The organism is Pseudomonas sp. RL_105y_Pfl2_101 (assembly GCF_963970585.1).
Lineage (GTDB): Bacteria > Pseudomonadota > Gammaproteobacteria > Pseudomonadales > Pseudomonadaceae > Aquipseudomonas.
The window spans coordinates 201,658-220,669 of sequence record NZ_CAXAPG010000001.1 but is presented as its reverse complement, the minus strand read 5'-3'; the positions used below and the strand labels follow the sequence as shown (position 1 = coordinate 220,669).

Sequence of the window (19,012 nt, the reverse complement as noted above, 5' to 3'; positions counted from 1 at the left end):
TAAACTCCGCCGCCATGAACAGAACTCTCTATAGCGCGTTGTTTTACCTGGGGCTGCCACTGGTAGCGATTCGGCTGTGGTTGCGGGCCCGCAAGGCGCCGGCTTATGCCCGGCGCATTGGCGAACGGTTCTCCTGGGGGCTGCCGGTCATGGTGCCGGGGGGCATCTGGGTTCACGCCGTGTCGGTGGGCGAGAGCATCGCCGCCGCGCCCATGATCCGCGCCTTGCTGCAACGTTATCCAGAGCTGCCGATCACCGTCACGTGCATGACGCCCACCGGTTCGGAGCGGATCCGGGCGTTGTTCGCCAGCGAGTCGCGCATCCAGCATTGCTATTTGCCTTACGACTTGCCCTGCGCCGCCAAGCATTTTCTTGACCGGGTCCGGCCGTCCCTGGCGGTGATCATGGAAACCGAGCTGTGGCCCAACCACATTCACCAATGCGCCAAACGCGGCATTCCCGTGGCCCTGGCCAACGCGCGGTTGTCGGAGCGTTCGGCGCGGGGCTATGGGCGCTTTCCCAAGCTCACCCGGCCCATGCTCGCCGAGATGAGTTTGTTTGCCGTGCAGACCGAAGCCGAAGCCGAGCGTTTTCGCCAGTTGGGCGCCCGGGCGGAAACCGTCGAAGTCACCGGTTCCATCAAGTTCGACCTGACCATCGCCCCGCAACTGCTCGAAGACGCCAGCGCCTTGCGCCGTCAGTGGCAGGCAACCGAGCGTCCGGTGTGGATCGCCGCCAGTACCCACGAGGGCGAGGACGAAGTGGTATTGGCCGCCCACCGTCGGCTGCTCGACAGTTATCCCGATGCGTTGCTGATCCTGGTGCCGCGTCATCCCGAGCGCTTTGACTCAGTGCACCAACTGTGTGAAAGCGAAGGGTTGGTCACGGTTCGGCGCTCCAGCGGGCAGCCCGTGACAGCGCAGGCTTCGGTGTTGCTCGGTGACACCATGGGCGAACTGCTGTTTCTCTACGCGTTGGCCGACAGCGCGTTTGTCGGTGGCAGTCTGGTGCCCAATGGTGGGCACAACCTGCTCGAGCCGGCGGCGCTGGCGAAACCGGTGCTCAGCGGGCCGCACCTGTTCAACTTCCTCGAGATCGCCGCGCAACTGCGCGACGCCGGTGCGCTGGCGGAAGTGGACGATGCCGAAAGCCTGGCCCTGGCGGTACAGCGCCTGTTCGAATTGCCCCGCGATGCCCAGCACATGGCCGAGGCGGGGCTTGCGGTGATGCGCGGCAACCAGGGCGCGTTGCAGCGGTTGCTGGACGGGTTGGGGCGGTTGCTCGCCAGGCGCTAATCGCTGGCCTGGCTCGTAGGCGCTGCCGAAGGCGGCGATCTTTTGATCTTTCACTTGGGATTCAAGTGTCTGGGGGAAGATCGCAGCCTCGTTGCACTCGACAGCTCCTACACCGCTCCTACTGCGCCGGCCGCGAGCGCAATTGCTCCGCTGCCGCCTGGGCCAGGTCCGGCGGCAGGAAGTCGCGGTCGGGGTTGTAGTCGGGCTTGAGGTAGCGCGACAGGTCCTGCAAGTCCGCTGGGCTCAACGTCCCGGCCGCCTGCTTGAGACGCAGGTTGTCGAGGATGTAGTCGTAGCGGGCGTTGTTGTAGTTGCGCACCGAGGTGTACAGCTGGCGCTGGGCATCGAGCACATCGACGATGTTGCGGGTGCCCACCTGGTAGCCGATTTCCGTGGCGTCCACCGCGCTCTGGTTGGAGATGATCGATTGGCGCCGGGCCTGGACCTGCTCCACGTCAGTGTTCACTGCACGGTGCAGGTTACGGGTGTTCTCCACCACTTGCCGGCGCAGGGCTTCGCGCTGCTGTTCGGTCTGGGTGAGTTGCGAGTAGGACTCACGCACTTGGGAGCTGGTCAGCCCGCCGCTGTAGATCGGGATGCTCAGTTGCAGGCCGATGGTGCGTTGCTCGGCATCGCCGCCATAACGCTGGCCGGTGGGGTTCGGATTGGTGAAACCAAGGCCGTCGTTATCGCCTTTTCTGTACTGGGCTATCGCATCGAGGGTCGGCGCATGGCCGGCCTTGCGTTGGCGCAGGGTGTCCTCGGCGGCATCGACGGCGTAGTTGCTGGCCAGCAAGTTCAGGTTCTGCTTGGCCGCCGTGTCGACCCAGGCTTTGGCATCGTTCGGCGTCGGCGGCAGGATCGGCAGGGTATGGACGATGCCCTGGAGCGAGTTGTACTGGCGGTTGGTCAGGGTGATCAAGGCTTCGAAGGCGTCGTCGACCTGGCGCTGGGCGAGGATCCGGTTGGCCCGTGCGGTGTCGTAGCTGGCCTGGGATTGCAGCACATCGGTCTTGTCCGACAGGCCCACGTCAAAACGTTCGTTGGACTGGTCGAGCTGGCGCTTGAACGCGGCTTCCTCCGCCTTGGTCGAGGCCAGGTTGTCCTGGCTGCGCAGCACGTTGAAGTAGCTCTCGGCGCTTTGCAGGATCATGTTCTGTTCGGTGGCTGACAGTTGCAGCGACGCTTGTTCGTCGACGGACTTTGCCGCCTGGAACTGGAACCAGCGGTCGGCGCGGAAAATCGGCTGGGACAGCGTCGCCTGGTAAACCGTGGAACTTCGGTTGGAGGTCATCGCCGGCTGGTCAAGCTCGGTGCGGGTGTTGTTCAGGTCGGCGCCAGCTGAAAGGTTGGGCAACAATCCGGCGCGAGCCTGGGGCACCACTTCCTTCTGGGCGCCGTACTGGGCGCGGGCAGCGGCCAGGTCAGCGTTGTTATCCACCGCTTCCTGATACACGCTCACCAGATCGGTTTTAGTGGTCAGTGGCGCTTCGGCAGCCCATGCCATTGCGTTGGACGCACAAGACACGGCAAGTGCCAGTGAAAGTTTGCGCAGCATGAGGCTATCCCTGGTTCATAAAATGAGAATTCACAAATGAGAGTGCGCAATTAAGAAGCGCGGCGTAGCGAGTGTAGTTGTGCGAAGGCGCGGCAACAATCCTGTATAGGCGCCATTCATCACGCCTTTTGCCCAGGCGATGGCGTTCTATCGCGGTTATGTCTAGACTGGCCGGGTTCTTGTCGGGGTGCCTTGCTATGAGGCTGAGATCGAATAATTTCGGATCCCGTTGAACCTGATCAGGTTAGCGCCTGCGTAGGGAACAAGATTTCTCGTCACCCGGCGAGTCCTCTTGTGCTTCGTCCGGGATGTTGTTCGACCATCGACTTTCGATTTTCGAGCACGCTCGAGCAGCAAGCACAGCATCCGCACAGTCGTGCAGGGTGCGTCCATTCGTTACAGGTTCGCTCCGACAAAAATCCACTGCCTGGATGTGTGTCTGGAGAGCCCGTGATGACGACAAAATCAAAAAACGCGACCAACCTCAGTGAATCGGCCCAAGTCGATCAACAATCGGTACAGCCCTTTACCCGCTCGCAAAAAATCTATGTCCAGGGCACCCGCCCGGATATCCGCGTGCCCATGCGCGAAATCAGCCTCGACGTGACCCCCACCGACTTCGGCGGCGAAATCAACGCGCCGGTCGTGGTGTACGACACCTCGGGCCCCTACACCGACCCGAGCGTGATCATCGACGTGCGCAAAGGCCTGGCCGACGTGCGCTCGCCATGGATCGAAGCCCGTGGTGACACCGAGCGTCTTGCCGGCCTGAGCTCCAACTTCGGCCAGGAACGCCTGGCCGACCCTGAGCTGACCAAACTGCGCTTTGCCCACGTGAACAACCCGCGTCGCGCCAAGCCGGGTGCCAACGTCAGCCAGATGCACTATGCGCGCAAAGGCATCATCACCGCCGAGATGGAATACGTCGCCATCCGCGAAAACATGAAGCTGGAAGTCGCCCGCGCCGCTGGCCTGCTGGACCAGCAACACGCCGGCCACAGCTTCGGCGCCAGTGTGCCGAAAGTCATCACCCCGGAATTCGTGCGTGACGAAATCGCCCGTGGTCGCGCGATCATCCCGGCCAACATCAACCACACCGAACTGGAACCGATGATCATCGGCCGTAACTTCCTGGTGAAGATCAACGGCAACATCGGCAACAGTGCGTTGGGTTCGTCCATCGAAGAAGAAGTGGCGAAGCTGACTTGGGGTATTCGCTGGGGCTCGGACACGGTCATGGACCTGTCCACCGGCAAGCACATCCATGAAACCCGTGAGTGGATCATCCGCAACTCGCCAGTGCCGATTGGCACCGTGCCGATCTACCAGGCCCTGGAAAAAGTCGGCGGCGCGGCCGAAGACCTGACCTGGGAGCTGTTCCGCGACACGCTGATCGAACAAGCCGAGCAGGGCGTCGATTACTTCACCATCCACGCCGGCGTGTTGCTGCGCTATGTGCCGATGACCGCCAAGCGCGTCACCGGTATCGTCAGCCGTGGCGGTTCGATCATGGCCAAGTGGTGCCTGGCGCACCACAAAGAGAACTTCCTCTACACCCACTTCGAAGACATCTGCGAAATCATGAAGGCCTACGACGTCAGCTTCTCGCTGGGCGATGGCCTGCGTCCGGGCTCGATTGCCGACGCCAACGACGAAGCGCAGTTTGGTGAGCTGGAAACCCTGGGCGAGCTGACCAAGATCGCCTGGAAGCACGACGTGCAATGCATGATCGAAGGCCCCGGCCACGTGCCGATGCAACTGATCAAAGAGAACATGGACAAGCAGCTCGAGTGCTGCGACGAGGCGCCGTTCTACACCCTCGGCCCGCTGACCACCGACATTGCGCCAGGTTACGACCACATCACCTCCGGCATCGGTGCGGCGATGATCGGCTGGTTTGGTTGCGCCATGCTCTGCTACGTCACGCCGAAGGAACACCTCGGCTTGCCGAACAAGGATGACGTGAAGACCGGGATCATCACCTACAAGATCGCCGCGCACGCAGCCGACCTTGCCAAGGGCCACCCGGGTGCGCAGATCCGCGACAACGCTTTGAGCAAGGCGCGCTTCGAGTTCCGTTGGGAAGACCAGTTCAACCTCGGCCTGGACCCGGACACCGCCCGCTCGTACCACGACGAAACCCTGCCGAAGGACTCGGCCAAGGTGGCGCATTTCTGCTCGATGTGCGGGCCGAAATTCTGCTCGATGAAAATCACCCAGGAAGTGCGCGAGTACGCGGCCAACCAACGCATCGAGGCGGTGGACGTCGACGTTGCCCAGGGCTTGGCGGAGCAGGCTGAGCGATTCAAGAAGGAAGGTAGTCAGCTTTACAAGAAAGTCTGATTTGAGCTGGGGGCGGTGGTGATCTTACTGCCGCCTTCGCGAGCAATCATCAGAACAACAAATATCCCTCTGAGATAACCCCCCTTGAACATCCAACCCGGCACCTACTCTCCAGACACCGCCGTCCCCCTGGACAAGCGCGTCTTCGGCGCTCGCGATCTGTTTTCCCTGTGGTTCTCCCTGGGCATCGGCCTGATGGTCTTGCAGGTCGGTGCCTTGCTCGCGCCGGGCCTGGGCTTGAGTGGCTCGTTGCTGGCGATTTTCCTTGGCACGCTGGTGGGCGTCCTGCTGCTGGCGGCCGTCGGCGTGATCGGCAGCGACACCGGCCTGTCGGCCATGGCTGCCCTCAAGCTCAGCCTCGGCGGCAAGGGCGCGAGCGTGCCGGCGGTATTGAACCTGTTGCAGCTGATCGGCTGGGGCTCGTTCGAAATCATCGTCATGCGTGACGCCGCCAGCCTGCTCGGTGCCCGGGCTTTCAGCGAAGGCAGCCTGGGCTCCAATCCACTGTTGTGGACCCTGTTTTTCGGCGCCCTGGCGACCCTGCTCGCGGTCAGCGGACCGTTGACGTTCGTGCGTAAGGTCCTGCGCAAGTGGGGCATCTGGTTGCTGCTGGCGGCTTGTATCTGGTTGACCTGGAACCTGTTCGCCAAGGCCGACCTGGCAGCGCTGTGGGCTCAGGCGGGCGACGGCTCGATGTCGCTGGCGGTGGGGTTTGATATCGCCATTGCGATGCCGCTGTCGTGGCTGCCGCTGATCGCTGACTACTCACGTTTCGGCAAGCGCGCCAAAAATGTGTTTGGCGGCACCGCATTGGGGTTTTTCATCGGTAACGTCTGGCTGATGAGCCTGGGCGTGGCCTACACCTTGGCGTTCGCGCCGAGCGGTGAAGTCAACGCGTTGCTACTGGCCTTGGCTGGCGCCGGGTTGGGCATTCCGCTGCTGCTGATTCTGCTGGATGAGTCGGAAAACGCCTTCGCCGACATTCACTCGGCGGCGGTCTCCAGTGGCATGTTGTCGGGGCTGAAAGTCGAACACCTGGCCTTGGCGATAGGCGTGCTCTGCACCGTGATCGCCTGCTTCGCGCCGCTGGCGCAATACCAGAACTTTCTGTTGCTGATCGGCTCAGTGTTCGCGCCGCTGTTCGGCGTGGTGCTGGTGGACCACTTCATCCTGCGCAAGCGCAGCAGCCAAGTGGTGTCAGCGGCGTTACGCTGGCCGGCCCTGTTGGCCTGGTTGGGTGGGGTGAGCACTTATCACTTGCTGGCCAACTTCTATCCGGACATCGGCGCAACCCTGCCGTCGCTGATCCTGGCAGGGTTACTGCAACTGCTGCTGGGCCGGGCTTTCAGCTACGGCCAGGGAACAGCTCGGGCTTGAGGATGCCATTGAGGCGTGGGTAAGCGATCTTCAATTCGATGTGGCCCAGGGCGTACGGCGCAATGGTGCTCACTTCGTACTTGAGGATCACCCCGCCATAGGTCAGCGCCACGTGTGGGGTTTTCTGGAAGGACCACTGTTTCAGGAATTCGGGTTCCTGATCCAGCTTGGTGCTGATCAGCCAACTGTTGTGGGCGACCTGGGCCGCTTTCCAGAAGGCTTCTTCCTGGCCCGGCAGCAGCATGTCCGACAGCGTCAGCACCTTGTGTTGCTGGCGCGAATAGTTGATGAAGCCGCGACCCGGTGTGCCGTGGGCGCCGCCGGTGTCCAGGTAGCTGGACAATTCGATGATCACCAGGCCGTCATGTTGCTCACGTACCTTGGCCTGCAAATAGCTGCTGTTGCGGGGGGCGGCACTGCGCAGGAACTGCTCGCGATAGGCGGCAAGCGTCGGCGCCACCGGGGTGGTACGGGTCATTTGCAGCAGGCGTTTTTCGACGATGCCGTCCAGGGCAGGCTCGGTGGGAAAGTGCAGGGTATCGATGTTCACCAGCGGGCAGTCGGCACTGGCGCAACCTGGTTGCAGTTGTTCCGACGCATCGCGGGTGGTTTCCAGCGGTGCGCGGTAATTGGGTTGGAACAGGCTTTGGCAAGCGCCCAGGGTCAGGGCAATGGCGGCCACGGAGGCAGTTTTGAAAAGCGACATGGGCGTCCTTCATGGAACAGGGAAAGGCGAAAAGTTACCCGCTTCGACTGCCAGCAGGACAATCAGTTCGCCACTAAGCTCATTAGAGTTCTTTCACCTTCTGCCGTCCATCCCGATGAGTGGAAAGGGGCTGCATCAAAGGGTACGGGCGCGTTAGGATGGCGCGAAGCCGAGGTTGGAACCTCGTATTGATCCATTGCACACGAGGATTGTCATGACCGATTTCGCCAACGCCACACCAAACGCCGTGCAGATCGTCAAGCGCGAGAGCTGCTTCCAGGGGTTCTACAAGCTCGACCGCGTGCACCTGCGCCATGAGTTGTTTGCCGGTGGCATGAGCCGCGAAATCAGCCGTGAATTGTTCGTGCGTCATGACGCGGTGTGTGTGCTGCCTTACGACCCGCAGCGCGATGAAGTGGTGTTGATCGAGCAGTTTCGCGTCGGCGCCATGGGCAAGGTCGCCAACCCTTGGCTGGTGGAATTGGTGGCCGGCCTGATCGACAAGGACGAACAACCGGAAGAAGTTGCTCATCGTGAAGCGCAGGAGGAAGCTGGGCTTGCCTTCGCTGCGCTTTGGCCGATGACCAAGTATTTTCCATCTCCGGGCGGCAGCGATGAATTCGTTCATTTGTACCTGGGACGTTGCGACAGCACGGGGGCGGGCGGGCTGCATGGCCTGGCGGAAGAGGCGGAAGATATCCGCGTCAAAGTCTGGTCTTTCGACGATGCCCTGCAAGCTGTGCGCGACGGACAAATCTGCAATGCACCGAGCATCATCGCCCTGCAATGGCTGGCCTTGAATCGCGAGGAAGTGAGGGGGCTATGGTCCTGAACAAGCTGCGCGATCGCTATCGCGTCGATCTGGTGGGGTTGCAGGCCGCCTGCGAGGCCAACTACGCTCGCCTGATGCGCTTGTTGCCGGACATGCGCAACGATCCGGCGCCGCGGCGTATCGCCGTGACCCATGGCGACCAGATGCTGGGCGTGTTGGCCCTGGAAGTGCTGCAGACCTGCCCCTACACCACCACGCTGCAAGTGCGCCAGGAGCACAGCCTGCCCTGGCTGCCGGTGCCGCAGTTGGAGGTCCAGGTCTATCACGATGCACGCATGGCCGAAGTCGTCAGCGCCGAACATGCACGACGCTTTCGCGGCATCTATCCTTACCCCAATGCGTCAATGCACCAGCCGGACGAAAAGGCCCAGTTGAACCTGTTCCTGGGCGAGTGGCTGAGTCATTGCCTGGCGCTGGGCCACGAGTTCGAAGTCGTTCGGTAGTTGTCTTTCAAATACTGGACGCTGGTTGTGAACCGGTTCCGGTTCGCGGGTTTCCCCTTTCGATCTTCCCCAGCATAATTGCGGCTTCATCCAACGGTGCGAGTGCGCCTGGGAGAGAGCGATTTGCCGAGCGTATCCAGCTTGACCACTGCCGATGCGGCGTTGCTGGTCCAATTGTCTGACAGCCATTTGTTCGCCGAGGCCGATGCCTCGTTGCTGGGCATGAATACCCGTGACAGTTTGCGGGCGGTCATTGATTTGGTGCTCAAGCAGCAGCCGGACATTGACCTGATGCTCGCCACCGGGGATCTGTCCCAGGACGGCACGCTGGAGTCCTACGCGGCGTTTCGGCAATTGACTGCGCGAATCGATGCGCCGGCGCGGTGGATTCCGGGCAATCATGATGAGCCGCAGGTGATGCTCCAGGCGGCGGTCCGGAGTACGTTGCTCGATTCGGTGGTGGACATTGGCAACTGGCGCGTGACGATGCTCGATTCCGCCGTGCCCGGTTCGGTACCGGGGTTTTTGGCTGAGGAGCAGTTGATTCTGTTGGCCAATGCCTTGAGTGACGCACCGGAGCGGCATCACTTGGTGTGCCTGCATCATCATCCTGTGTCGATTGGGTGTGTGTGGATGGAGCCGATTGGGTTGCGTAATCCTGAGGCGCTGTTTGCGGTGGTGGATCGCTTTCCCCAGGTGCGGGCGGTGCTCTGGGGGCATGTGCATCAGGAGATTGACCAGGTGCGCGAGGGGGTTCGTTTGTTGGCTTCGCCTTCGACTTGTATTCAGTTTGAGCCGGGGAGTGAGGATTTTGCGGTGGGCTCGCAGGCGCCGGGGTATCGGTGGTTGCGGTTGTTGCCGGATGGGCGGTTGGAGACGGGGGTTGAGCGGGTGGTTGGGTTTGCGTTTACCCCGGACTATGGCTCCAACGGGTACTGAGTTCGATCCTGTTTATTGTGGGAGCGAGCCTGCTCGCGAAGGCTTGATTGAGTACATATCCATTTCTGCGGTAACGGCTGCTTAGGGTTCCGCCCTGACGGCGGCTCACTTTTTTTCAAACGCCAAAAAAAGTAAGCAAAAAAGGCTTGCCCCACCACTCGGTGCCTCGCCTAGGCTCGGTGCCGAGTGGTGGGGCAGGAGCGTTTTGGTTACTTTTGACTGGGCCGGCTTCCGGGCTTTTCAAAAGTGACCCGCCGTCAGGGCGGAACCCTAAGTGGCCGTTACCGCAGCAATGGATATGTACTCAGTCAAGCCGCCATCGCGAGCAGGCTCGCTCCCACAGTTTGATCGAAGTACAACAGGGAGTACCAGGTCGGACACCAGGCCGCCATCGCGAGCAAGCTTTGCTCCCACAGCCGCTGTGATCGACGGGTCATAGGAGGCAACAACACGGTCAAATCCCCCCCAATCACCGCAATCTCCCTGTAAACTCCGGCCTTTGCCCAACACCCAGGGAGTCGGCAATGTCGGGTTCGATCCTTTATATCCATGGCTTCAACAGCGCCCCAGCGTCGACCAAGGCCTGTCAGTTGACGCAAGTGATGACACGCCTGGGCCTGGGCGACCAGTTGCAGGTGCCTGCCTTGCATCACCACCCCCGCCAGGCCATCGGTCAGTTGGAGCAGGCGATTACAGAACTGGGGCGCCCGCTGCTGGTCGGCAGCTCGCTCGGCGGCTACTATGCGACTCACTTGGCCGAGCGCCACGGCCTCAAGGCCCTGTTGGTCAACCCTGCCGTCAGCCCGCATCGGATGTTCGACGGGTACCTGGGCACGCAGAAAAATTTGTACACCGACGAAACCTGGGAGTTGACCCACGACCACGTCACGGCCCTGGCCGAACTGCAAGTGCCGGCACCCCGGGATCCGCAACGGTTTCAGGTATGGTTGCAAACCGGTGACGAAACGCTGGATTATCGCCTCGCCCAGCAGTATTACCGCGCCTGTGCCTTGCGCATCCAGGCCGGCGGCGACCACAGTTTCCAAGGGTTTACCCAGCAGTTGCCGGCGCTGTTGAGTTTTGCCGGCATTGGCGCCGATTTGTACCAGGCGATCGACTTCACGTCGCTGTGAGCCCATCGCCCCTTTTTCATTGAACACTGACGACGAGACCCCATGGCCACTCCCAGCGCTAGCTCTTATAACGCAGACGCCATCGAAGTCCTCTCGGGCCTCGACCCGGTGCGCAAACGCCCCGGCATGTACACCGACACCAGTCGGCCGAACCATCTCGCCCAAGAAGTCATCGACAACAGTGTCGACGAAGCCTTGGCCGGGCACGCCCGTTCGGTGCAGGTCATCCTGCACGCCGATCACTCGCTGGAAGTCAGCGATGATGGCCGCGGCATGCCGGTGGACATTCACCCTGAAGAAGGCGTGTCGGGCGTCGAGTTGATCCTCACCAAGCTCCACGCCGGCGGCAAGTTTTCCAACAAGAACTACCAGTTCTCCGGCGGCCTGCACGGGGTGGGTATTTCCGTGGTCAACGCCTTGTCGACCCAGGTGCGGGTGCGGGTCAAGCGTGACGGCAACGAATACCAGATGACCTTCGCCGACGGCTACAAGGCCACCGAGCTGGAAGTGGTCGGCACCGTCGGCAAGCGCAACACCGGGACCAGCGTGTATTTCGCCCCGGACCCGAAGTATTTCGACTCACCGAAGTTTTCCGTCAGCCGCCTCAAGCATGTGCTCAAGGCCAAGGCCGTGTTGTGCCCGGGACTGCTGGTCAGTTTCGAAGACAAGGCCACCGGCGAGAAAGTCGAATGGCATTACGAAGACGGCCTGCGCTCTTACCTGGTGGATGCGGTCAACGGTTTCGAGCGCCTGCCCGACGAGCCGTTCTGCGGCAGTCTGGCCGGTAACAAGGAAGCCGTGGACTGGGCACTGCTGTGGCTGCCCGAAGGTGGCGAAAGCGTCCAGGAAAGTTACGTCAACCTGATCCCTACGGCTCAGGGCGGCACCCACGTCAACGGCTTGCGTCAAGGCTTGCTCGATGCGATGCGTGAGTTCTGCGAGTTCCGCAACCTGTTGCCCCGTGGCGTGAAGCTGGCGCCGGAAGACGTCTGGGAACGCATCGCTTTCGTCTTGTCGATGAAGATGCAGGAACCGCAGTTCTCCGGCCAGACCAAGGAGCGCCTGTCGTCCCGCGAAGCGGCGGCGTTTGTCTCCGGGGTGGTCAAAGACGCGTTCAGCCTATGGCTCAACGCCAACCCTGAAACCGGTTTGGCCCTGGCCGAGCTGGCGATCAACAACGCTGGCCGTCGTCTCAAGGCCAGCAAGAAGGTCGAGCGCAAGCGCATTACCCAAGGGCCGGCATTGCCGGGCAAGCTCGCCGATTGCGCCGGGCAGGACCCGATGCGTTCCGAGCTGTTCCTGGTGGAAGGTGACTCCGCCGGCGGCTCGGCCAAGCAGGCGCGGGACAAGGAGTTCCAGGCGATCCTGCCACTGCGGGGCAAGATCCTCAACACCTGGGAAGTGGACGGCAGCGAAGTGCTGGCCAGCCAGGAAGTGCATAACATCGCCGTGGCCATCGGTGTCGATCCGGGCGCCGAGGACATGAGCCAGCTGCGCTACGGCAAGATCTGCATCCTCGCCGACGCCGACTCCGACGGCCTGCACATCGCCACGTTGCTCTGCGCTTTGTTCGTCCAGCATTTCCGCCCGCTGGTGGACGCCGGCCACGTCTATGTGGCGATGCCGCCGCTGTACCGCATCGACCTGGGCAAGGAGATCTACTACGCCCTGGACGAAGCCGAGCGCGACGGCATTCTGGATCGCCTGGTGGCCGAGAAGAAGCGCGGCAAGCCGCAGGTCACTCGATTCAAAGGCCTGGGCGAGATGAACCCGCCGCAACTGCGTGAAACCACGATGGACCCGAACACCCGCCGTCTGGTGCAGTTGACCTTGGATGATTTCGAAGCGACGTCGGAGATGATGGACATGTTGCTGGCGAAGAAACGCGCCGGCGATCGCAAGTCCTGGCTCGAATCCAAAGGGGACCTGGCCGAGGTGTTGGCCTGATGCGCAACGGTTTCGCCCTGGCGTTGTTGCTGTGGGCGGGGGGGGTGGTCGCAGGGCCTGCGCCGGAACTGAAGTTGCTGTCCGAGCATGTCGTCGATGGCATGCGCGGCGGCAATCTGTCCGGGCTGGCGCTGTGCGGCGACGAAATGTGGACGGTATCCGATCGCGACGATGATCGGCTCTATCGCCTCGCGCCCTCCGAGGCGCCTCTCTGGCAAGCCGAAGTGGTTGACATCGAGGTGCCTGAGGTGCCGGACAGTGGTTTGCCCTGGGGCTTGAACGCACGGACTTGGGCGGCCTCGTTCCTGCGCGGTGGCGAGCTGGATTTCGAAGGCATCAGCTGCGACAGCGCTGGCAATCGCTACGTGGTCAGCGAGTCCCATGCCGCCGTGTTGCAGGTGCCGCCGACGGAGCCGGCGTCCTGGTTGAGAATTGCACCAACCATGATCCGCCAGGCCCGCGCCAGTGGCATGTTGCTGCATTTCAATGCGTTGTTCGAAGGCTTGGCGGTCAACCCTGCCGGTGACCAACTGTGGTTGGCGGCCGAACGTGAGCGTCGCGGCCTGTTGCTGATCAAGCGCCAGCAAACGGTCTGGGACTGCGACGGTAGCTGCGTGCTGCTGAGCGAAGCAGGACTGGAGATGCAACCGGCGCAATTCCCCAAGGCCGAGGCGGTTTCACGGGATTTTGCTGACCTGTCATTGTTCAACGGCAAGCTGTTTACCCTGGAACGCAACGCCTTTCAGATCTGTCGACGTGACCTGCAGACCGCCCAAGTGGAGCGGTGCTGGTCGTTCGCCGCCGAGGCGTTGCAGGACAGTCGGCGTTACGCCCAGGATTATGGGCTGGCCGAAGCGCTGGTCGTAGACGCCGAGGGCGCCTGGATCGGCCTGGACAATAACGACGGTGCTCGCGCCGACGGCGAAACCCGGCCGATCATCTGGCGCTTCGCCGCGCCGGACGGTGGTTGGAGCGCCTCGCCATGAGTCAGCCGCCGGGCAAGCGTGCTGGCCGGGTGTTGATGATATTGGCCTGGTGCGCGGCGCTGTTCCTGGCAACGCGGTTTTTTGCCCAATGGGAACAGCGCCAGCAAAACCCCAATGCCCAGGTGTATTCGCAAAGACGCGAAGGGTTTATCGAGGTGAAGTTGGTCGGCAACAGGCAGGGACATTTTGTCGCCAGCGGCCAGATCAACGGCCAGCCGGTGGATTTCATGCTCGACACCGGCGCCACCGACGTGGCGATTCCGGTGGAGTTGGCCGAGCGCCTCAAGCTGGAAAAAGGTTTCGGCGTGACGTTGAGCACTGCCAACGGTTTGAGCGAGGGCTATCGCACCCGCATCGACCGGCTGCAATTGGGTGACATCGTATTGCGCGATGTCCGTGCCCTGGTGGCGCCCGGCCTGGGTGGCACGCAAGTGCTGCTGGGTATGAGCGCCCTGAACAAACTTGAATTTACCCAGCGCGACGGCACCATGCTGCTGCGCCAGACAACGAACTGATGAGGCCCGCATGAGCGACATTCTTGCAGACAGCTTAGACGGCGTAGAACGCCGATCGCTGGCTGACTTCACCGAAAATGCCTACCTCAATTACTCCATGTACGTGATCATGGACCGCGCCTTGCCGCACATCGGTGATGGTTTGAAGCCGGTTCAACGGCGGATCATCTATGCCATGAGTGAGCTAGGGCTGGATGCTGATTCCAAGCACAAGAAATCGGCGCGTACCGTCGGTGACGTGCTCGGTAAGTTCCACCCCCACGGCGACTCAGCCTGCTATGAAGCCATGGTGCTGATGGCCCAGCCATTCAGCTATCGCTACACGCTGGTGGACGGGCAGGGTAACTGGGGTGCGCCGGACGATCCCAAGTCTTTCGCGGCCATGCGTTACACCGAGGCGCGGTTGTCGCGCTATTCCGAGGTGCTGCTCAGCGAGTTGGGCCAGGGCACCGCGGACTGGGGGCCGAACTTCGACGGTACCCTCGACGAACCCCTGGTTTTGCCGGCGCGCTTGCCGAATATTCTCCTCAATGGCACCACGGGCATTGCCGTGGGCATGGCCACTGACGTGCCACCCCACAACCTGCGGGAAGTGGCCACGGCGTGCGTGCGTTTGCTGGACGAGCCCAAAGCCACGGTAGAACAACTCTGTGAACACATCCAGGGCCCGGACTATCCGACCGAAGCGGAAATCATCACGCCGCGTGCCGACCTGCTGAAAATCTACGAGACCGGTCGCGGTTCGGTGCGCATGCGCGCCGTGTACCACATCGAAGACGGCGACATCATTGTCACGGCGCTGCCGCATCAGGTCTCCGGGGCCAAGGTCTTGGAGCAGATTGCGGCGATGATGCAGGCAAAGCCGTCGAAAGCACCGCAAGTGGCGGACTTGCGTGACGAATCCGACCACGAAAACCCGTGCCGCATCGTGATTATCCCGGTCAACAGCCGAGTCGACCACGACGCGCTGATGCAGCACCTGTTCGCCAGCACCGACTTGGAGTCGAGCTACCGGGTCAACATCAACATCATCGGCCTGGACGGCAAGCCGCAGTTGAAAAACCTGCGGGCATTGCTGGTGGAGTGGTTGGCGTTCCGGGTCGAGACCGTGCGCCGGCGCCTGCAATTCCGCCTGGACAAGGTCGAGCGTCGCCTGCACCTGTTGGACGGTTTGCTGATTGCCTATCTCAACCTGGATGAAGTGATTCACATCATCCGCACCGAGGAGCATCCCAAGGCCAGCCTGATCGCCCGTTTTGATCTGAGCGAAATCCAGGCCGACTACATCCTCGACACCCGCCTGCGGCAGTTGGCGCGGTTGGAAGAGATGAAGCTGCGCGCCGAACAGGATGAATTGCTCAAAGAGCAGGCCAAGCTGCAAGCCCTGCTGGGCAGCGAAGCCAAGCTCAAGAAACTGGTGCGTACCGAACTGCTCAAGGACGCTGAAACCTACGGCGACGACCGTCGCTCGCCCATCGTCGAGCGTGCCGAAGCCAAGGCGCTGACCGAACACGACCTGTTGCCGAACGAGAAAGTCACCGTCGTGCTGTCAGAAAAAGGTTGGGTGCGCTCCGCCAAGGGGCATGATATTGACGCGACGGGGCTTTCCTACAAGGCCGGGGACGGGTTCAAGGCCTTGGCGGCCGGGCGTTCCAATCAATTTGCGGTGTTCGTCGACTCCACCGGGCGCAGTTATTCGGTGCCGGCGCATACCCTGCCATCGGCTCGTGGCCAGGGCGAACCGCTGACCGGTCGGTTAACGCCGCCACCGGGTGCAACTTTTGAATGCGTGCTGATGCCTGAAGATGATGGACTGTACGTAATTGCGTCGGACGCGGGTTACGGGTTCGTGGTCAAGGGTGAGGACCTGCAAGCCAAGAACAAGGCAGGCAAGGCGTTGGTGAGCTTGCCGAACAACGCCAAGGTGATTGCGCCGCGGCCGGTTGCTGACCGGGAGAACAACTGGCTGGCGTCGGTCACCACCGAAGGCCGGTTGCTGGTGTTCAAGATCAGCGACCTGCCACAGCTGGGTAAAGGCAAGGGCAACAAGATTATTGGTATTTCCGGCGAACGGGTCGCCAGCCGTGAGGAATATGTCACGGATATTGCAGTGTTGCCGGAAGGTGCGACGCTTGTGCTACAGGCAGGAAAGCGCACGCTTTCGTTGAAAGCAGACGATCTTGAACATTACAAGGGTGAACGCGGTCGGCGGGGCAACAAGCTTCCAAGGGGATTTCAGCGAGTCGATGCGCTGCTCGTCGAAAACCTCAATTAGGCGTACTAGAGGGCTCGGTCTGCGATTAAATGCCGCAGATCGATACTTTCGCGCTGGAGTCGGCGCGCATATTCACGGATGATAGGCCCTTTCAAGCGCCGGCGTGGCCGAGCGTTCTTCATAATGACCGAGTATTTTTTCACTGTGGTAAGCCTTGTGGCTGCCACCTGGACGGAACGATGACTGCTCTGCGCCTCCCTATTTTGTGGCTCGCCGGCCTGCTTGGCCTGGCGGGCTGCAGCATGAACCAGCCGGTGTCGCTGTACCAACTGGACAGCGGAACCCCGGCCCAGCCTGCGCAAAGCACAGGCATGGCAGTATTGCTGGGGCCGGTCCTGATTGCCGATTACCTGCAACGCGAAACCTTATTGCAACGCCAACCGGACGGCAGCCTGCAGGCCGCCACTGACGGTCGTTGGGCTGGCAGCTTGTCTTCTGATATCGATCAGTTGCTGCTACGCCAGGTTGCCGGGCATCTGGACAGCCAGCGTGTGGTGCTGGCACCCGCGACCCAAGGCTTCACCCCGGATGTACAGGTGTTGCTGTCGATTACCCGCCTGGACTCGGGTAAAGCCCAGCCGGCAGTGCTCGATGCCCAATGGCGATTGGTCGACCGTCGTGGCAAGGTGCGTGAGAACCGCATCGTTCATTTGCAAGAACAACATGCCGGCACCACGGCGGCACAGGTCCAGGCCCAGGGCGTGCTCCTGCAACGCCTGGCCGAACAGCTGTCCGTGTCGCTCAAGCCCCTGGCCAACCAGCCTCCTGTCGCAGAAGTCCCACGAAAGTCTGCTCCCGCCCCGGCCAAGCCGGTAGAAAAGGACAAGGACAAGGACAAGATCCCCATGGCCTTGCCGATTCGCACGGACATGGAAGTGTTCAGGTTCTGACGCCAGGACTGGATGCAAAACAAAGCCCGCGTTGATGCGGGCTTTGTTGTTTCTGTCTGGCGGAATCTCTGGCGTCTGTCCTGGCCCTATCGCGAGCAGGCTCGCTCCCACAGAAGATCTGTGGTCATACAGAGAACTTCCGGTGGGAGCGAGCCTGCTCGCGAAGAGGCCAGACAAAGGCGACAAAAAAGCCCGCAGACAATCACTCATCTGCGGGCTTCGTCATTTCAAGTCTGGGGATCAGGCCTGGCGTTCATGCATCCGTGCCAGCTGCCGTTCCAGCATCGATGGGTAAGGCTCCATCAAGCGTTCTACGCAACACGCGCCTTCGGGGCTGGCGATGGGGCGAATGCGGGTGCGCTGACGGATCAGGGCGTCGTCGTTGATCTTGCGCTCCACCAGCAGCAAGTTGCGGCTGTGTTGCGACAGCGCCAGGGCGTCCTGGGCGGTTTCGGTCAGCAGCAGGTCGATCTGGCTCAGGCCGAACAAGTCGTCGCCCAGGGTCAGGCCCAATTGCAGTTGCAGGGTGATGCCGCTGTCGGCGACTTCTATCTGCAACTGGTGGCCCAAGGCGCGCAGCAGCTCACCGCAGCAAATGGCGTTGGTCAGGTAGTCGTCACCGCTGTCTTCGGCGTGGAACAGCATCAGCGTGCTGCCGTCGTTCAGGGTGTGCAATTCGCCCTGATAGAGTGACGCGGCCTGGTCGAGGCAGTCGCGATAGCGCTCGAGCAATTCCTTCAGGCGCGCCTGGGGCAGGCGGCGCAGTTGGTCCTGGGCGCCCAGTTGCACGGCCAGTACGGCGCTGTGCTGGGGCAGGTTCGAGACGACTGGCCTGGCGACCGGTTGAGGTGCTCGATCGACTGACTCGTCCCGCAGATCGGCGAACGCGTCGTCGTCCTCCTCGTCCTCTACCGTGCGTACCACGTGGCGTAGCGCTGGTTTGGAGGCGGGCATTGGCTGGCTTTCATCAAACCCTGGGTCGCGCAGGTTGCGCACTTCGAAGCCTGGCTCGGCATCGTCGTCGTCCACGTAGTCGATGTCTTCAGGTTCCGGCACGGGCGCAGGCTCCGGTGCGAAGCTGACGTGCAGTTGCCGGGCCAAGTCGCCGATCTCGTCCTGGCGCTGGGTGGCCGGCGTGTGTTCGTCGATGTCCCGCAGCCAGACACGCAATTGCAACAGCGGCGTAGAGATGTGCCGTCCCAGGCGCAGGCTCAAGGCCAATGCCAGCGCCAGCAGGATCGCGCTGAGGATGCCCATGCTTTGCAGGCTGATGGTCATCGGTTGTTGGAACTGGTCCATGTCCAGGCTGATGCGCAGTTGCCCGGCGGTCACGTCCTGGAAGGTGATCTTGCTCTGGTACATGCCACCGGGCTCGCCCAGCAGGCCTGCCTTGGGACGCTGGCCGGCCTCGGCGAGGATGCGGTTGTCCACGCTGTAGATGGCGGCGTGAGCCACCAGTTTGTTCTTGGTCAGGTTGTTGAGTAGCACGTTGAGGCTGAGGATGTCGTTGGACACCAGCAGCTCGGTGGCGGATGTGGCGGTCTGGGTGGTCAGGCTTTCACCCAGGGCATCGGCCTGCTCGTGCATCGCCTGCTTGAATTGCAAACCCATCACGCAGGCATAGATAACCAGGGCCAGGGCGACCAGAATCACGTTATGGCTGGCAATGCGCAATGCAATCGGCACACGACGGTGACGCAGTGCACGGAAGATCAGCAGGAAGAAGTTGTCGGTTTTGACTGGCGTGGGCCGGTTCACTGAGCTCGGCTCTTT

At 61.8% G+C, this 19,012-nt stretch carries 15 protein-coding genes and 1 riboswitch; of the genes, 12 read left to right on the top strand and 3 right to left on the bottom strand.

Features of this window, described 5'->3' with window-relative positions; translation table 11 throughout:
- Nucleotides 1–14 precede the first annotated feature (14 nt).
- Complete coding sequence (gene waaA, locus AACY31_RS00965; RefSeq protein ID WP_339478316.1) at nucleotides 15–1,295, top strand: lipid IV(A) 3-deoxy-D-manno-octulosonic acid transferase; 1,281 nt, start codon at nucleotides 15–17, stop codon at nucleotides 1,293–1,295.
- A 118-nt stretch (nucleotides 1,296–1,413) separates the two neighbouring features.
- On the opposite strand, the gene AACY31_RS00960 is transcribed toward waaA, so the two are convergent.
- A complete protein-coding gene (locus tag AACY31_RS00960; protein ID WP_339491201.1) occupies nucleotides 1,414–2,853 on the bottom strand; it encodes a TolC family outer membrane protein in 1,440 nt (479 codons plus the stop codon).
- A 173-nt stretch (nucleotides 2,854–3,026) separates the two neighbouring features.
- Nucleotides 3,027–3,132: riboswitch (TPP riboswitch) on the top strand.
- Between the two features lie 174 nt (nucleotides 3,133–3,306).
- On the opposite strand from AACY31_RS00960, the gene thiC reads away from it, so the two are divergent.
- Both thiC and cytX read left to right on the top strand, forming a co-directional pair.
- Complete coding sequence (gene thiC / locus AACY31_RS00955; protein ID WP_339478320.1) at nucleotides 3,307–5,196, top strand: phosphomethylpyrimidine synthase ThiC; 1,890 nt, start codon at nucleotides 3,307–3,309, stop codon at nucleotides 5,194–5,196.
- A gap of 84 nt (nucleotides 5,197–5,280) precedes the next feature.
- Nucleotides 5,281–6,573 carry a putative hydroxymethylpyrimidine transporter CytX gene (gene cytX / locus AACY31_RS00950; protein ID WP_339478321.1) on the top strand — a complete coding sequence of 431 codons (1,293 nt, stop codon included), beginning with the start codon at nucleotides 5,281–5,283 and terminating at the stop codon, nucleotides 6,571–6,573.
- Here the strand turns inward: cytX and AACY31_RS00945 are convergent.
- Nucleotides 6,542–7,279, bottom strand: coding sequence for a DUF3298 domain-containing protein (locus tag AACY31_RS00945; protein ID WP_058546502.1), 738 nt, complete (start codon nucleotides 7,277–7,279; stop codon nucleotides 6,542–6,544). The two genes, cytX and AACY31_RS00945, sit on opposite strands and share 32 nt — an antisense overlap.
- Before the next feature lie 214 nt (nucleotides 7,280–7,493).
- Here AACY31_RS00945 and AACY31_RS00940 point away from each other — a divergent pair, with 214 nt between their 5' ends.
- From AACY31_RS00940 to AACY31_RS00900, 9 genes are all read left to right on the top strand, one after another.
- A complete protein-coding gene (locus AACY31_RS00940; protein ID WP_339478323.1) occupies nucleotides 7,494–8,111 on the top strand; it encodes an NUDIX domain-containing protein in 618 nt (205 codons plus the stop codon).
- The gene (locus AACY31_RS00935; protein ID WP_003186471.1) at nucleotides 8,102–8,554 is read left to right on the top strand and encodes a DUF1249 domain-containing protein; all 453 of its coding nucleotides are present in this window, start codon (nucleotides 8,102–8,104) and stop codon (nucleotides 8,552–8,554) included. Before AACY31_RS00940 ends, AACY31_RS00935 begins: the two co-directional genes overlap by 10 nt.
- 123 nt (nucleotides 8,555–8,677) lie before the next feature.
- Nucleotides 8,678–9,493 (top strand): 3',5'-cyclic-AMP phosphodiesterase, encoded by an 816-nt coding sequence (gene cpdA, locus AACY31_RS00930; RefSeq protein WP_339503668.1) that lies wholly within the window; start codon nucleotides 8,678–8,680, stop codon nucleotides 9,491–9,493.
- Between the two features lie 524 nt (nucleotides 9,494–10,017).
- Nucleotides 10,018–10,626 (top strand): YqiA/YcfP family alpha/beta fold hydrolase, encoded by a 609-nt coding sequence (locus tag AACY31_RS00925; RefSeq protein ID WP_339478328.1) that lies wholly within the window; start codon nucleotides 10,018–10,020, stop codon nucleotides 10,624–10,626.
- A gap of 42 nt (nucleotides 10,627–10,668) precedes the next feature.
- On the top strand, nucleotides 10,669–12,573 hold the full coding sequence (gene parE / locus AACY31_RS00920; protein WP_339478329.1) for a DNA topoisomerase IV subunit B: 1,905 nt from the start codon (nucleotides 10,669–10,671) through the stop codon (nucleotides 12,571–12,573).
- On the top strand, nucleotides 12,573–13,559 hold the full coding sequence (locus AACY31_RS00915; protein WP_339478330.1) for an esterase-like activity of phytase family protein: 987 nt from the start codon (nucleotides 12,573–12,575) through the stop codon (nucleotides 13,557–13,559). Before parE ends, AACY31_RS00915 begins: the two co-directional genes overlap by 1 nt.
- Nucleotides 13,556–14,074 carry a retropepsin-like aspartic protease family protein gene (locus AACY31_RS00910; RefSeq protein WP_339478332.1) on the top strand — a complete coding sequence of 173 codons (519 nt, stop codon included), beginning with the start codon at nucleotides 13,556–13,558 and terminating at the stop codon, nucleotides 14,072–14,074. The genes AACY31_RS00915 and AACY31_RS00910 overlap by 4 nt, the downstream gene beginning before the upstream one ends.
- 10 nt (nucleotides 14,075–14,084) lie before the next feature.
- Nucleotides 14,085–16,349 (top strand): DNA topoisomerase IV subunit A, encoded by a 2,265-nt coding sequence (parC, locus tag AACY31_RS00905; protein WP_339478334.1) that lies wholly within the window; start codon nucleotides 14,085–14,087, stop codon nucleotides 16,347–16,349.
- Between the two features lie 179 nt (nucleotides 16,350–16,528).
- Nucleotides 16,529–17,239 carry a PqiC family protein gene (locus AACY31_RS00900; RefSeq protein WP_339478335.1) on the top strand — a complete coding sequence of 237 codons (711 nt, stop codon included), beginning with the start codon at nucleotides 16,529–16,531 and terminating at the stop codon, nucleotides 17,237–17,239.
- A gap of 240 nt (nucleotides 17,240–17,479) precedes the next feature.
- Here the strand turns inward: AACY31_RS00900 and AACY31_RS00895 are convergent, their stop codons facing one another.
- Nucleotides 17,480–18,997 (bottom strand): AhpA/YtjB family protein, encoded by a 1,518-nt coding sequence (locus AACY31_RS00895; RefSeq protein WP_339478336.1) that lies wholly within the window; start codon nucleotides 18,995–18,997, stop codon nucleotides 17,480–17,482.
- Nucleotides 18,998–19,012 lie beyond the last annotated feature (15 nt).

Bases quoted from the DNA above. Each gene is read 5' to 3' on its own strand.
- AACY31_RS00925 (WP_339478328.1), top strand. From the start codon at position 10,018: ATGTCGGGTTCGATCCTTTATATCCATGGCTTCAACAGCGCCCCAGCG.
- AACY31_RS00940 (WP_339478323.1), top strand. From the start codon at position 7,494: ATGACCGATTTCGCCAACGCCACACCAAACGCCGTGCAGATCGTCAAG.
- AACY31_RS00960 (WP_339491201.1), bottom strand. From the start codon at position 2,853: ATGCTGCGCAAACTTTCACTGGCACTTGCCGTGTCTTGTGCGTCCAAC.
- AACY31_RS00935 (WP_003186471.1), top strand. From the start codon at position 8,102: ATGGTCCTGAACAAGCTGCGCGATCGCTATCGCGTCGATCTGGTGGGG.
- thiC (WP_339478320.1), top strand. From the start codon at position 3,307: ATGACGACAAAATCAAAAAACGCGACCAACCTCAGTGAATCGGCCCAA.
- AACY31_RS00915 (WP_339478330.1), top strand. From the start codon at position 12,573: ATGCGCAACGGTTTCGCCCTGGCGTTGTTGCTGTGGGCGGGGGGGGTG.
- AACY31_RS00945 (WP_058546502.1), bottom strand. From the start codon at position 7,279: ATGTCGCTTTTCAAAACTGCCTCCGTGGCCGCCATTGCCCTGACCCTG.
- AACY31_RS00910 (WP_339478332.1), top strand. From the start codon at position 13,556: ATGAGTCAGCCGCCGGGCAAGCGTGCTGGCCGGGTGTTGATGATATTG.
- waaA (WP_339478316.1), top strand. From the start codon at position 15: ATGAACAGAACTCTCTATAGCGCGTTGTTTTACCTGGGGCTGCCACTG.
- parC (WP_339478334.1), top strand. From the start codon at position 14,085: ATGAGCGACATTCTTGCAGACAGCTTAGACGGCGTAGAACGCCGATCG.
- AACY31_RS00900 (WP_339478335.1), top strand. From the start codon at position 16,529: ATGACTGCTCTGCGCCTCCCTATTTTGTGGCTCGCCGGCCTGCTTGGC.
- parE (WP_339478329.1), top strand. From the start codon at position 10,669: ATGGCCACTCCCAGCGCTAGCTCTTATAACGCAGACGCCATCGAAGTC.